The organism is Mesorhizobium tamadayense (assembly GCF_003863365.1).
GTDB lineage: Bacteria > Pseudomonadota > Alphaproteobacteria > Rhizobiales > Rhizobiaceae > Mesorhizobium > Mesorhizobium tamadayense.
The window spans coordinates 28,191-41,540 of the sequence record NZ_RQXT01000018.1 but is presented as its reverse complement, the minus strand read 5'-3'; the positions used below and the strand labels follow the sequence as shown (position 1 = coordinate 41,540).

Genomic DNA, 13,350 nt, shown 5'->3' with positions numbered 1-13,350 from the left:
CTCTACTCGATGACCACGAGCGGCATGCCGTATTCGACGGGCTGGGCATCCTCGATCAGGATCGCCGTCACCGTGCCGGCGCGCGGCGAGGGAATCTGGTTCATCGTCTTCATCGCTTCGATGATAAGCAGCGTCTGGCCTTCCTTCACCCTCTGGCCGATCTCCACGAACGGCTTGGCGTCGGGCGAGGGCGCCAGATATACAGTGCCGACCATCGGCGAGGGCACGGCGTTCTTAGAAGGATCGGCTACCGTCGCAGCCGCCGCCGCCGCTGTCGCCTGAGCCGGCGCGGTCGGCATGGGAAGCGGAGCGGCGACCGCGTGGACGGCCTGCGACTGGCGCGACACGCGCACCTTCAGGTCGCCGAGCTCGACCTCGATCTCGGTCAGGTTGGTGTCGTTCAGTATGCCCGCCAGGTCGCGGATCAGCTGCTGGTCAACACCGTTCTTCTTTATCGACATTTTCGAGCCTTCTGTTTGGGAGCCGGTCACAGGCGTGCCGCCAGTGCCTGCAGCGCAAGCGTATAGCCGAGTGGCCCGAACCCGCAGATCATGCCGACAGCGACCGGCGCGACCATGGAGACGTGGCGGAAAGGCTCCCGCGCGTGGATATTGGAAAGATGAACTTCAGCCACGGGAAGCGGCGCGATGGCGCGGATGGCGTCATGGATGGCAATCGAGGTGTGGCTGTAGGCGCCGGGATTGATGACGATGCCCGCGGCCTTGTCGCCGGCTTCCTGGATCCAGTCGACGAGGTCGCCCTCGTGGTTGGACTGGCGAAAATCGATCTCCAGCCCAAGTGCGGCGCCCGCCGCCTTGCAATCCTCGGCGATGGCGGCAAGCGTCTTGCCGCCATAGATACCCGGCTCGCGTTTGCCGAGCGCATTGAGATTGGGACCGTTCAGGACGAAAATCGTTTTCAAATAAGCCGACCTCTTCGGCGCCGGCCTCAAGCCGGCGCGCCGGACCTCTATAATGGGCATAGCCGCCCACGAAAAGAGCGCAAGTGCGTTCTTTCGCTGTCCACAACAGGCGGAAAACCGCCTGTTGCCGCGGCCCGCAACAGCCTGAGCATGTCTCCCGAAAGTGGGAACCGGTTTCGGGACAAAGACATGCGCAATCAAAGCCTAAAGCGCACTGAGCGAATCTGAAAGATCGCGATGCGCTTTAGAGCGCGCTCTTGGCCTGCTCGATCTTTTCCGCCAGGACCTGTTGCCCGAGCGCGCCGAACACCACCTCGTTGCCGACCACATAGGACGGCGTGCCGGTGATCGACAGCTTGGTGGCGAGGTCGTAGGTGCGGGAGAGCGCTTCGTTGATGCTCGGGTCCTTCATCTTCTCGCGCAGCTTCGCCTCGTCGGCGCCAAGCGAAAGCGCGACCTTCATGGCGGTGGATTCGGTGGCGCGGCCTTGGCCGCCGAGCAGCGCGGTGTGGAACTCGCCGTACTTCTCCGGCATCATCAGGTGGAAGGCCATCGACACCATGCTGGCCTTTTGCGAATCCGGGCTGAGGATCGGGAATTCCTTCAGCACGAAGCGGAGATCGGGATCGGCCTTGGTCAGCGCCTTCATGTCCTCGATGGCGCGTTTGCAGAAGCCGCAATTGTAGTCGTAGAACTCGACGATGGTGACCTTGCCCTGCGGGTTGCCGACGACGCCGTCGAATGTGGAATTGAAGATCTCGTCCTTGGCGTTCTTGATGACGCCAAGCGCCGCGAGCCGCTGCTCTTCCTTCTGCTTGGCCTCGAGCGCGTCCTGAACCTCGAGCAGGACCTCCGGGTTCTTCAACAGGTAGTCGCGAATGATGCCTTCGACCTCCTTGCGGTCGATCTTGCTGTCGGCTGAGGCCAGCTGGATGGCTTGCGTCGTATCGGCCTTCGCGGCCTGCGGGCTTCCTGCCACGAAGCCGAATGCCAGCATGCCGAGCGCTACCGCCACGCCGGCGCTGCCGAGCAGGATTGCCTTGTTCATGATCATGTCCTTCTGCCTGTCCCGGTCCATCTAGTCGCCGCGCACGGCCGGGAGGTTCATTTGAGCTTGTTCGATGGCGTGTAGTTTATGATATCCTGCGCGCGAAGCCAGCCGGGCTCGCCGCGCTTCAACTTCTGCTGAGCGCGCATGGCGAAGATTTTCGCGTTCTTGTAGTCGGCCGAATAGAAATGGCCTTCGGCGGTCGCAAGGTCGGCGGCCGGGATTTGTCCCAGTTCGCCATAGGCCTGCGCCAGATAGCGATAGGCTTCCGCGTTCCCCTTGTCGCGCCCTATCGCGTTGTTGAGCTGGGTCGCCGCCTTCTTCACCGAATCGGGGGTGCCGATCGCCATCAACGCTTGGCCGAGCGAGACCATCAGCAGCCCGGACCGCGCCGGGTCGAGGCTGACGGCCTTGGCATAGGCGTCCGCGGCATCTTTGGGCCTGTTGGCCTTCATCAGGATGTCGCCGCGCAGTTCCTGGAAATAGGGGTTCTTCGGCTGTTCCTTGATCAGCGCCGCCGTCTTGGCGAGCGCAGCACTCGGATTGCCGTAGAGATAGGTCTGCTGAGCGTCGCCGTAGCGCGAGGCGAGACTGGTCGGGTTCTTGCGCATCAGCCGCGCCACGGCCGCCTGGCCCTGCATATAGGCGGCGATCTTGATGCGCATCATGTCGTGCCGCTGTTGCAGCGCCGGCGGATCCACCTTGTCGATATACGGGCTCGCCTTGACCAGGACTTCGAGGTTGGCGATGCGCTCGCGCGGCATCGGATGGCTGATCCGGTAGGGATCGAGCTGGGTGCCCGACAGCGACAATGCGCTCTGGAAGCGGGCAAACGTCTTCAGCATGCCCATGCCGGACTGGCCGGTGGCGTTGAGATAGGTGATCGCCGAGCGGTCGGCGGTGATCTCTTCGCCCCGCTGATAGGCAAGGATGCTGCGCTGCGCCATCTCGCCGCCGCCGGCGGCGACGCCCATGCCGGCGCCGGCAAGGCCGCGGCTGTTGGTGGTGGCTCCGGCGACCATCGCGCCGGCGCCGAGCAGCGTGGCGATGATGGCCATGGTCTTGGCGCGGTCGAGCTGGTCGCGCAGCTTCTGCTGATGGCCGCCGGCGATATGGCCGGCCTCGTGCGCGATGACGCCGATGATCTCGTTCGGCGTTTCGGCAGTCACCAGCGCGCCGGTGTTGATGAATAGGCGGCGGCCGGTGACGAAGGCGTTGAAGCTCTGATCGTTGACCAGCACGATATCGATGCCGTCATTGGCCAGGCCCGCCGCCTTGAAGATCGGCCGGGCGTAGTCGCGCACCAGCGCTTCGATCTCGGCGTCGCGCACCACCGGCACGCCTTGCGCGAAGGCGTTCACCGAAGTCGATACCGCGACGGCGGCGGCAAGCAGGAGTGTCGCGAACCCGCGCGCGGTTCGCCCTATTGCGGTCGATCTATCAATCATCGTTCGGGTCGGTTCAACATGACAGGTCCACTGGTAGACGAGCGGGCGAAGGATGAAAAGTCGGCGCCGATAACTTCCTGCGTGCTTGTGGTCCCCACATCAATCGGGCATTTGTGCGGCGCTGCCGTAGAACTGCGGCAATCCAAGGGGCAGATGAGCGATTGTTTGCCTGTGGATTTTCGCCAACTAAAGGCAGGCTGAAAGAGGTCAGATGGTCGTTTCGCTTTCACGCCGCGGCGAGGTCGAGCCGTTCCACGCCATGGATATCCTGGCCGAAGCCAATCGGCTGAAGGCCATCGGCGTTCCCGTGGTGTCGATGGCGGTCGGCCAGCCGTCGGATCCGGCACCGGCCGGCGTGCGGGAAGCCGCGGCTCTCGCGCTTAAGCACGGTCGCATCGGCTATACCGACGCTTTGGGGCTGGCCGGGCTGCGCAAGGCGATCGCCGCACATTATGGTGAGCATTATGGCATCGACGTCGCCCCGGCCCGCATCGCCGTCACCACCGGCTCGTCCGCCGCCTTCAACCTGGCTTTCCTGGCGATGTTCGACCCGGGCGACCGCGTCGCCATTGCGGCGCCCGGCTATCCGGCCTACCGCAACATCATGGCGGCGCTCGGCATCGAGATCGTCGAGATCGAGCTTGGCTCGGATGCCTATCTGCATGCCGATCACCTGAAGGCCGCGCATCGTGACAAGCCGCTGAAAGGCGTGCTGTTCGCCAGCCCCGCCAATCCGACAGGCGCCGTCATTCCAGCGGATGAGCTTTCCGCGCTGGTGAAGACGGCGGAGGAGCTCGGCATCGCGGTGATCTCGGACGAGATCTACCACCGGCTGGCTTACGCAGCGCCCGACGTCAGCGCATTGGCCTATGGCGCCGGCGTCACGGTGATCAACTCCTTCTCCAAATACTATTGCATGACCGGCTGGCGCATCGGCTGGATGGTGCTCCCGGAAGAACTGGTGCGGCCGGTCGAGCGCATCGCCCAGAGCCTCTACATCTCGCCGCCCGAGCTGTCGCAGGTCGCGGCGATCGAAGCCTTCAAGGCAACCGAGGAACTGGAAGCGGTGAAGGCGCGCTATGCCTGGAACCGCGACCTTCTGATGAAGCGCCTGCCGGAGCTCGGCTTCGCGCTCGCCGCGCCCATGGACGGCGCCTTCTACGCCTTCTGCGACGTCACCAAGCACACCAATGACAGCATGGCCTTCGCGCGCAAGATGCTGGCCAAGGCGCATGTGGCGGCCACGCCCGGCCGCGACTTCGATCCGCTTCAGGGTCACCGCACCATGCGATTCTCCTATGCCGGCAGCCACGACGATATTGTCGAGGCGCTGGCCCGCATCGAACGCTGGTTGAAATAGATACCATGCCGGAACTCGAGCAAGCGCTGGCCGAGGTTGCCGCCGAAATGGCGGAGCGCACCGATCGCGGCAGCGTCGCCACCTACATCCCGCAGCTCGGCAAGGTCGATCCGGGCAAATTCGGCATTGCCGCCGTGACCAATGACGGCCGCGTGATCCTCGCCGGCGATGCCGACCAGCCATTTTCGATCCAGAGCGTCTCGAAAGTGTTCACGCTGACCTTGGCGTTGGGCAAGATTGGCGATGCGCTCTGGCATCGTGTCGGCCGCGAGCCCTCCGGCAACCCGTTCAACTCGATCGTTCAGCTCGAGCATGAGAACGGCATTCCGCGCAATCCGTTCATCAATGCTGGCGCCATCGTCATCTCCGATGTCCTGCTTGCCGGCCATCAGCCGCGCGAGGCGATCGGCGAGATCCTGCGCTTCGTCCAGTTCCTCGCCGACGACGATACGATCGTCATCGACCGCGAGGTCGCGGCATCCGAGCGCGCCACCGGCCACCGCAATTTCGCTTTGGCTAACTACATGAAATCCTTCGGCAATCTCCATCACGAGCCGGAGCTGGCCTTGGGCGTTTATTTCCACCATTGCGCGATTGGCATGAGCTGCCGGCAGCTCGCGATAGCCGGCCGCTTCCTCGCCAATGGCGGCCGGAATCCGACGACCGGGCACTCGGTCGTGTCGACCGAGCGGGCGCGCCGCATCGGCGCGCTGATGCTGACCTGCGGCCACTATGACGGCTCAGGCGATTTCGCCTTCCGCGTCGGCATTCCGGGAAAAAGCGGCGTCGGCGGCGGCATTCTTGGCATCGTGCCGGGCGTGGCGTCGCTTGCTGTCTGGTCGCCGGGTCTTAACGAGAACGGCAACTCTAAGCTCGGCTCCATCGCGCTGGAGAAGCTCGCCAGAATGATGAACTGGTCGATCTTCGCGCCTTAACCCCGGAACGGAAAGCGCCTGAAAAGAAAATCCCGCGCCGAGCGGCGCGGGATTTTCGTTAGCAAATTAACCTAATAGGTTGAAAGAGCTTAGAAAAAGCCCTTTCTCTGCCACCAGCCGGCGCGCTTCGGCTTTTCTTCGGCCTTGGCTTCCTCGCTGACATTGGACGAAACGACGGGAACGACCGGCGCGTCGATCGGCTGGGGCTTGCGCCGCGTCGGGCGCGCATTGACGGCGGCCTCGGCCGAAGCAGAAGCTGCCGGCTCGGCGACCACAGAGTCAGCGGGAAGTTCCGCGGCCGGCTCTGGCGCGGTCTCGGCCACCTTTTCCTCGACAGCCTTCTTCGCTCGCGATGCACGCCGCGGCTTCTTCTTCGGCTTCTCCGTCTCCGGAACATCGTCATTGGCGGGCGACGGCGCGGCCTGCTCTTCGGCCGCAGCGACCGGCGGCGCGCCTTCGGGAGCTTCGACTTCGGCTTCACCGCCTTCGAGATCATCGCCGGCACCGGCATCGGCGGCGGTCTCGTCTTCCTCGCGGCGATTGCGCTTGCCGCCGCGCTTGCCGCGACGGCGCTTCTTGCCTTGACCGTCTTCGGCCGCTTCCGCTTCGGCCGGAGCTTCAGCCGTTACCTCGGCTGTTGCTTCGCTTGCAGTCGCAGCGGCATCCGCCGGCGCTGGGGTCGAAACGGCATCGCCGTGGACTTGATGCTCGCGATCGCGATCCTTGCCGCCGCGCCGCCGACGGCGCTTGCGCCGCTTGCGTCCGTCGCCGTCCTCGGACCTCTGCTGATGCTGTCCCTGCGGTGGCTGGCGCGGCTGTTCAGCCTGGGCCGATACCTCTTCTTCCTCCTCGACGACGATCTCGTCCTCGGGTTCTTCCGGCTCGACATAGGTCGGCAGGCTGCGCACCTCGACAAAGCCTTCCGGCTTCTCCGCCACGGCGCCGCGGAAGATCGCGTAGTGTTGCGCGCCCAGCGTTTCGTCGGCTTCGAGCGTGATGGTCAGGCCGAACCGGGCCTCGAGTTCCATCAGATTGGCGCGCTTGTGGTTGAGCACATAGAGCGCGGTCGCCGCCGGCGTGCGCACGACAATGTGGCTGCGCGAATCCTTGAGCAGGAATTCCTCGATCGCCCGCACCACCATCAGCGCCACCGAGGAGTCGGAGCGCACATGGCCGGTGCCGCCGCAATGCGGGCAGGGCTTCATCGTCGATTCCAGCACGCTGGCGCGGATGCGCTGGCGCGACATCTCCATCAGGCCGAAATGCGAGATGCGGCCGACCTGGATACGGGCGCGGTCGTTCTTGAGGTGATCCTTCAAGCGCTTCTCGACGGCGCGGTTGTTGCGGTTCTCCTCCATGTCGATGAAGTCGATGACGATCAGGCCCGCAAGGTCGCGCAGCCTCAACTGCCGGGCGACTTCCTCCGCGGCCTCCAGATTGGTGTGGAGGGCGGTGTCCTCGATCGAGTGCTCCTTGGTGGAGCGGCCCGAATTGACGTCGATGGAGACCAGCGCCTCGGTCTGGTTGATGATGATGTAGCCGCCGCTCTTCAGCGTCACCTGCGGTTGCAGCATCCGGTCGAGTTGCGCCTCGATGCCATTGCGCACGAAGATCGGGGTGGTGTCGCGGAAGGGCTGCACCACCTTGGCATGGCTCGGCATCAGCATGCGCATGAAGTCCTTGGCCTCGCGATAGCCGTCGTCGCCGGAGACCAGGATCTCGTCGATGTCCTTGTTGTAGAGGTCGCGCACCGAACGCTTGATCAGGCTGCCTTCCTCATAGACCAGGGCAGGGGCCGTGGACTGCAGCGTCAGGTTGCGGACGTTTTCCCAAAGCCGCATTAGATATTCGTAATCGCGCTTGATCTCGGCCTTGGTGCGGCTTTCGCCGGCGGTGCGCAGGATTACGCCCATGCCCTGTGGCACCTCGAGGTCGGCCACGACTTCCTTTAGCCGCTTGCGATCCTGGGCGTTGGTGATCTTGCGCGAGATGCCGCCGCCGCGCGCGGTGTTGGGCATCAGCACCGAGTAGCGCCCGGCGAGCGAGAGATAGGTGGTCAGCGCCGCGCCCTTGTTGCCGCGCTCTTCCTTGACGACCTGGACGAGCAGGATCTGGCGGCGCTTGATGACTTCCTGGATCTTGTACTGGCGGCGAACCGGCTTGCGTCGGTTGCGAACCTCTTCCAGAGCATCCTCGGCGCCGACCGATTCGATCTCGTGGTCGTCCGAATGCGCGGACTGCACCTCTTCAAGCATGCCGCGATCATTGTCGCTGCGGGCGGCTTCGCTGGCGGACTCCGCCTGCGGCGCCGCTTCGGAGATCACATCCGCTTCGATGCTGGCGGCCATCGAGGTGGGGCTGCCCTCGGAAGGCTGGTCATTCTCGCTTTCGGCGACGTCGCCCTCGTCGGTCTCGCCGCCGGCCTTGTTCTCTTCGCCGGCTGCCTCGGTCACGGCCTCGGCGGTCTCGGAGGCTGTTTCGGCGGCCTCCGTCGGGGCATCGGCCGCATCGCCGGGCTCATTGTCGGAATCGCCCGAAGCTGCGATCTCCTCAGCGTTTTCGCCGTTTTCCTCGGAGCCGGCAGCATCAGCGCCGCGCTTGTGCTCGGCACGGTCGCGATTCTTGCCGCCGCGCCGGCGGCCGCGGCGGCCGCGATCGCGCGCCTGCTGCTCCTCACCGTTCTCGGCCTCCTCGTCGTCTTCGTCCTCGGCCTCCTGCGCTTCGGCGCGCAGCAGGGCCTGACGGTCGGCGACCGGGATCTGGTAATAGTCGGGATGAATTTCACTGAAGGCGAGAAAACCGTGACGGTTGCCGCCATATTCGACAAAGGCTGCCTGAAGGGAAGGTTCGACGCGGGTTACGCGGGCGAGATAGATGTTTCCTTTGAGCTGCTTCTTGTCCTGGGATTCAAAATCGAATTCTTCGATGCGGTTACCGCGAACGACAACAACGCGTGTTTCCTCCGGGTGGGAGGCGTCTATCAGCATCTTGTTGGGCATTATTTCGTTTCCTCCCGGCAGCCATCAGCCGCAGCTGGCGAGGCAGGCCCCGCCGCTGTGTGCCTGGATTTGTGTGGGTGCCGGATAATTGAATGTCTGCCGGCCGCTGCTTCAACGCGATGGCGGTGCCGCCCGCTGCCACAATGGCGCGGTTCGATGCGGACCTTTCCATGATTGCGCTTGAAGCCATCGGCACCCAGCAGAACCTTTTGAACCAAAGCCCGGGCTTAGCCGGACCAGCTTGTTTGCTCACACAGAGCCGGCGCGGGGACATCCCGGCCGTTTTCATCGCGCAAGCGATTCCCCCGCCACGGGAGCGCGCCTGCGAAAATCGTCGCGACCACATGAACCCCGGAAGCGCCTTCACATCTACCCCTTACGGGAAACTGCGGAGGCGGGCGGTTCCAGGATTGCAGTGATCCAATGTCGCTTTTATGATTTGGCGGGGTGGAAGGCAACCCCGATTTCGGATGCCGGCAAAAAGCGCTTCCGTTGGGGAAGGTCGCGCTCCACTCGTACATGAAAAGGCTTGGTTAACCTTCTCTGGATACCAATCGTTAATCGAGTTGGCCGCCAGACGGGCCCTTCTGCGAAACGACCCGGCGCATGGCGCCAAACCGGGAGCGACTGGAATAGAGATGGGACCGGCAGGCACCGCAGACAAGTGGCGTGGCGCCGCCGGGCATCTCCGGCTCATGGCAGGGATCCTTTGCCTGCTGGCGGTCCTGCTTGGCCTAGCCGCCGCGTCGCGGGCCGATGGCTTGCTTGGCGCGACCGGCTACAAGATGGCCGGCGACGCCACCAAGATGCGCATCGTCCTTAATTTCGACCGCGAGCCGGACGTCAAGTGGTTCCTGCTGCGCGGCCCCAACCGCCTCGTCGTCGATTTGCCGCGCACGCGATTCGCCCTCAACGCCAAGGATGTGAAGCCGCGCGGGCTGGTGCGCGCCGTTCGCTATGGCGATCAGGGCAAGGGTTCGAGGCTGATCCTCACCGGCAAGGGGCCGTTTGCCGTCGACAAGCTCGACGTGCTGAAGAACGACGACGGCAGTGGCTATCGCATCGCCATTGACATGTCGGCCGCATCGGAACGGGAATTCGACGAGGCTTTAGCCAACCAGTCGCTGACGACCGGCTCGACCGTTTCCACCGACAAGGGAGGGCGCGTCGGCACTGGGCCGGTCTCTGCGCCTGGACATCGCTTCACAGTGGTCATCGATCCAGGCCATGGCGGTGTCGACGGCGGTGCGGAGAGCGCCGGCGGCACGGTCGAGAAGAACGTCACGCTCGCCTTCGCCGCCGAATTGCGCGACAAGCTGGCCGCGATAGGCAAATATGATGTGTACATGACTCGGGACAACGACGTGTACCTGCCGCTCGACGAGCGCGTGCGCATCGCCCGCCAGCACGAAGCCGATCTTCTGATCTCCATCCATGCCGACACGATCGGCGTCAAAGGCCTCCGCGGCGCCACCGTCTACACGCTCTCGGACAAGGCCTCCGATCCCGAGGCCCAGGCGCTCGCCGATCGCGAAAACCTGTCCGACCAGTTCGCCGGCATGAAGATCGAGGACGACAACAAGGAGGTCACCGACATCCTGATCGACCTGATCCGCCGCGAGACGCACGGCTTTTCGATGAGCTTTGCCCACACGCTGGTTGGCCAACTGTCGACCAGCGTCGGCCTGATCAACAATCCGCAGCGTTCGGCGGGTTTCAAGGTGCTGAAGGCGCCTGACGTTCCCTCCGTGCTGGTCGAGCTTGGCTATCTCTCCAACAGCAAGGACGAGGCGCAACTGCTCAGCGCCGACTGGCGTGGCAAGGCGGCCCAGAGCATAACCAATGCCGTTGCCCTGTTTGCCGCGGCGAAAGCAGGGGCCAGGGCCGGCGGCTGACGGGACCGCAGCCGCCCACAACCTTGAGCTGTCCCACAACCACAAGCGGCGTTGCGCTACGACAACACGTGGCGTTATTATTTGCCGGACCGAGTCCTGAAATTTCGCGCTGCCGTATTTTGTCCACATGGTGGCGACATGGGTTTTCATTGCGGATTGGGAACCGCCCCGGGAAGCTTGCGCGACTGTCGGCTTCGTCTAGGAAAATCCCGAACCTCGGACTGGAGCGGGCATGATTCGTCTCATCGGCTATTTCTTCGGCATCGGCACGACGCTTGCGCTGCTGGTCGCTGCGGGCCTCGCCGTCTATATCGGCCATCTGACGAAGGATCTGCCCGACTACGAAGTTCTGGCCAAATACGAGCCGCCGGTGACGACGCGCATCCATGCATCGGATGGCTCGCTGATGGCCGAATACGCCCGCGAACGGCGCCTTTATCTGCCGATCCAGGCGATCCCGGACCGCGTCAAGGCCGCCTTCATGTCGGCCGAGGACAAGAACTTCTACAACCACCCAGGCATCGACATCACCGGCCTTGGCCGCGCCATCGTCGTCAACCTGCAAAATCTCGGCTCCGGCAGGCGTCAAGTCGGTGCCTCGACGATCACGCAGCAGGTGGCGAAGAACTTCCTGCTCAGCTCGGACCAGACCTACGAGCGCAAGATCAAGGAGATGATCCTGGCCTTCCGCATCGAGCAGGCCTATTCGAAGGACCGCATCCTCGAGCTCTATCTCAACGAGATCTTCTTCGGTTTCGGCGCCTATGGCGTCGCTGGCGCCGCGCTCACCTATTTCGATAAGTCGGTCAACGAGCTCACCGTTGCCGAAGCCGCTTACCTCGCCTCGCTGCCCAAGGGCCCGAACAACTATCATCCCTTCAAGCACGCAGACCGGGCGCTCGAGCGCCGCAACTGGGTCATCGACCAGATGGTCGCGAACGGCTACGTGACCCGCGAGGAAGGCGACAAGGCCAAGGCCGAGCCGCTCGGCGTGAAGCCGCGCCGCAACGGCTCGTACCTGTTCGCGGGCGAGTATTTCACCGAGGAGGTGCGCCGCCAGATCATCGCCCGCTACGGCGAGAACGCGCTCTATGAGGGCGGCCTGTCGGTGCGCACCACGCTCGATCCGAAAATCCAGCTCATCGCCCGCAAGGCGCTGCAGAACGGATTGCTGAAATACGACACCCTGCGCGGCTATCGCGGACCGGTGACCCATATCGACATTTCCGGCGACTGGGGCGTGCCGCTCGGCAACGTCAAAGGGCTGGAGGACGTGCCGGAATGGACGCTGGCCGTCGTGCTCGACAGCTCGTCCGATGGCCTGACCATCGGCCTGCAGCCGGCGCGCCAGGTCTCGGGCGATATCGTCAAGGAGCGCGTTGAAGGCACCGTCAGCAAGGACGACATGGGCTTCGCCATGCGCCATTTCGTCAACGGCAAGTCCGTCAGGGCGAAGTCTCCGGCGGAAGTGCTTGAGCCCGGCGACGTCATCTTCGTGCAGAAGAACGAAGGTTCCGACAATGCCTACAGCCTTAGGCAGGCGCCGGAAGTCGCAGGCGGCCTGGTTGCCATGGACCCGCATACCGGCCGCGTGCTGGCCATGGTCGGCGGCTTCTCCTATGCGCAGTCGGAGTTCAACCGCGCCACACAGGCGATGCGCCAGCCAGGCTCCTCGTTCAAGCCGATCGTCTATTCGGCGGCGCTCGACAACGGCTACACCCCGGCCTCCGTGATCATGGACGGCCCGATCACCATCCAGAGCGGCAACACGACCTGGACGCCGAAGAACTATGACGGCACGGTCGCCGGCCCAGCCACCTTGCGCTCCGGCATCGAGAAGTCGCGCAACCTGATGACGGTGCGGCTCGCCAACGACATGGGCATGAAGCTGGTCGTCGAATATGCCGAGCGCTTCGGCGTCTACGACCATCTGGCGCCGTACCTGCCGATGGCGCTGGGCTCCGGCGAGACGACGGTCATGCGCATGGTGTCGGCCTATTCGATCATGGCCAATGGCGGCAAGTCGATCAAACCGTCGCTGATCGACCGCATCCAGGACCGCTACGGCAAGACCGTGTTCAAGCAGGACGAGCGCGGCTGCGAAGGCTGCAATGCCACCGAGTGGAAGAACCAGTCCGAGCCGGAGCTGGTCGACAATTCCGAGCAGGTGCTCGATCCGATGACCGCCTACCAGATCACCTCGATGATGGAAGGCGTCGTGCAGCGCGGCACCGGCGCCACCATCGCCGAGCTCGGCCGCCACATCGCCGGCAAGACCGGCACGACCAACGACGAGAAGGACGCCTGGTTCATCGGCTTCACGCCGAACCTCGTCGTCGGTCTCTATATGGGCTACGACACGCCGCGCGGCCTCGGCAAGGGTGCCACGGGTGGCGGTCTGGCCGCGCCGATCTTCAAGGACTTCATGCGCGTCGCGCTCGACGGCACGCCCAATGTCGATTTCCAGGTCCCGGAAGGCATGAAGCTGATCGCCATCAACCGCAAGACCGGCATGCGCGCCGCCGAGGGCGATCCCAACACCATCATCGAAGCATTCAAGCCCGGCACCGGCCCGGCCGACAGCTATTGGGTGATCGGCATGGGCGCGGACGGCTCCAACGGCGCCGGCGGCGCGCTGTCGCCCCAGGCCAATCAGGCCATCCAGGACGGCGGCGGCGGCCTCTACTGAGGTTCCCGAAATTTGCGAGATGGGCCGGCAAAATACCGCCGGCCCATTTCGCTT

10 protein-coding genes are annotated in these 13,350 nt (G+C 64.1%); 5 read left to right on the top strand and 5 right to left on the bottom strand.

Going from position 1 to position 13,350, the window contains the following annotated elements; genetic code table 11:
- Positions 1 to 2: 2 nt before the first annotated feature.
- The 4 genes from accB to EH240_RS16190 form a co-directional block, all read right to left on the bottom strand.
- Complete coding sequence (gene accB, locus EH240_RS16205; RefSeq protein ID WP_124999878.1) at positions 3 to 461, bottom strand: acetyl-CoA carboxylase biotin carboxyl carrier protein; 459 nt, start codon at positions 459 to 461, stop codon at positions 3 to 5.
- Positions 462 to 487: 26 nt separating this feature from the next.
- Positions 488 to 922 carry a type II 3-dehydroquinate dehydratase gene (gene aroQ, locus EH240_RS16200; protein ID WP_124999875.1) on the bottom strand — a complete coding sequence of 145 codons (435 nt, stop codon included), beginning with the start codon at positions 920 to 922 and terminating at the stop codon, positions 488 to 490.
- A 244-nt stretch (positions 923 to 1,166) separates the two neighbouring features.
- Entirely contained in the window at positions 1,167 to 1,970 is an 804-nt protein-coding gene (locus EH240_RS16195; protein ID WP_124999874.1) for a DsbA family protein, read from the bottom strand.
- Between the two features lie 56 nt (positions 1,971 to 2,026).
- Positions 2,027 to 3,418, bottom strand: coding sequence for a M48 family metalloprotease (locus EH240_RS16190; protein ID WP_124999872.1), 1,392 nt, complete (start codon positions 3,416 to 3,418; stop codon positions 2,027 to 2,029).
- A 211-nt stretch (positions 3,419 to 3,629) separates the two neighbouring features.
- Here EH240_RS16190 and EH240_RS16185 point away from each other — a divergent pair, with 211 nt between their 5' ends.
- The gene (locus EH240_RS16185) at positions 3,630 to 4,778 is read left to right on the top strand and encodes a pyridoxal phosphate-dependent aminotransferase (RefSeq protein ID WP_124999870.1); all 1,149 of its coding nucleotides are present in this window, start codon (positions 3,630 to 3,632) and stop codon (positions 4,776 to 4,778) included.
- Positions 4,779 to 4,783: 5 nt separating this feature from the next.
- Positions 4,784 to 5,713 carry a glutaminase gene (locus EH240_RS16180; protein WP_167484040.1) on the top strand — a complete coding sequence of 310 codons (930 nt, stop codon included), beginning with the start codon at positions 4,784 to 4,786 and terminating at the stop codon, positions 5,711 to 5,713.
- Positions 5,714 to 5,802: 89 nt separating this feature from the next.
- On the opposite strand, the gene EH240_RS16175 is transcribed toward EH240_RS16180, so the two are convergent.
- Entirely contained in the window at positions 5,803 to 8,712 is a 2,910-nt protein-coding gene (locus EH240_RS16175; RefSeq protein WP_124999866.1) for an Rne/Rng family ribonuclease, read from the bottom strand.
- A 92-nt stretch (positions 8,713 to 8,804) separates the two neighbouring features.
- Here EH240_RS16175 and EH240_RS16170 point away from each other — a divergent pair, with 92 nt between their 5' ends.
- From EH240_RS16170 to EH240_RS16160, 3 genes are all read left to right on the top strand, one after another.
- On the top strand, positions 8,805 to 9,131 hold the full coding sequence (locus tag EH240_RS16170) for a hypothetical protein (protein WP_124999864.1): 327 nt from the start codon (positions 8,805 to 8,807) through the stop codon (positions 9,129 to 9,131).
- A gap of 219 nt (positions 9,132 to 9,350) precedes the next feature.
- Positions 9,351 to 10,607 (top strand): N-acetylmuramoyl-L-alanine amidase, encoded by a 1,257-nt coding sequence (locus EH240_RS16165; RefSeq protein ID WP_124999861.1) that lies wholly within the window; start codon positions 9,351 to 9,353, stop codon positions 10,605 to 10,607.
- 232 nt (positions 10,608 to 10,839) lie between these two features.
- On the top strand, positions 10,840 to 13,296 hold the full coding sequence (locus EH240_RS16160) for a penicillin-binding protein 1A (RefSeq protein WP_124999859.1): 2,457 nt from the start codon (positions 10,840 to 10,842) through the stop codon (positions 13,294 to 13,296).
- The last annotated feature ends 54 nt before the right edge of the window (positions 13,297 to 13,350 follow it).

Excerpts from the sequence above, each read along its gene's own strand:
- accB (WP_124999878.1), bottom strand. The coding sequence starts at position 461 with ATGTCGATAAAGAAGAACGGTGTTGACCAGCAGCTGATCCGCGACCTG.
- EH240_RS16195 (WP_124999874.1), bottom strand. The coding sequence starts at position 1,970 with ATGAACAAGGCAATCCTGCTCGGCAGCGCCGGCGTGGCGGTAGCGCTC.
- EH240_RS16190 (WP_124999872.1), bottom strand. The coding sequence starts at position 3,418 with ATGATTGATAGATCGACCGCAATAGGGCGAACCGCGCGCGGGTTCGCG.
- EH240_RS16185 (WP_124999870.1), top strand. The coding sequence starts at position 3,630 with ATGGTCGTTTCGCTTTCACGCCGCGGCGAGGTCGAGCCGTTCCACGCC.
- EH240_RS16180 (WP_167484040.1), top strand. The coding sequence starts at position 4,784 with ATGCCGGAACTCGAGCAAGCGCTGGCCGAGGTTGCCGCCGAAATGGCG.
- EH240_RS16175 (WP_124999866.1), bottom strand. The coding sequence starts at position 8,712 with ATGCCCAACAAGATGCTGATAGACGCCTCCCACCCGGAGGAAACACGC.
- EH240_RS16170 (WP_124999864.1), top strand. The coding sequence starts at position 8,805 with ATGTCTGCCGGCCGCTGCTTCAACGCGATGGCGGTGCCGCCCGCTGCC.
- EH240_RS16165 (WP_124999861.1), top strand. The coding sequence starts at position 9,351 with ATGGGACCGGCAGGCACCGCAGACAAGTGGCGTGGCGCCGCCGGGCAT.
- EH240_RS16160 (WP_124999859.1), top strand. The coding sequence starts at position 10,840 with ATGATTCGTCTCATCGGCTATTTCTTCGGCATCGGCACGACGCTTGCG.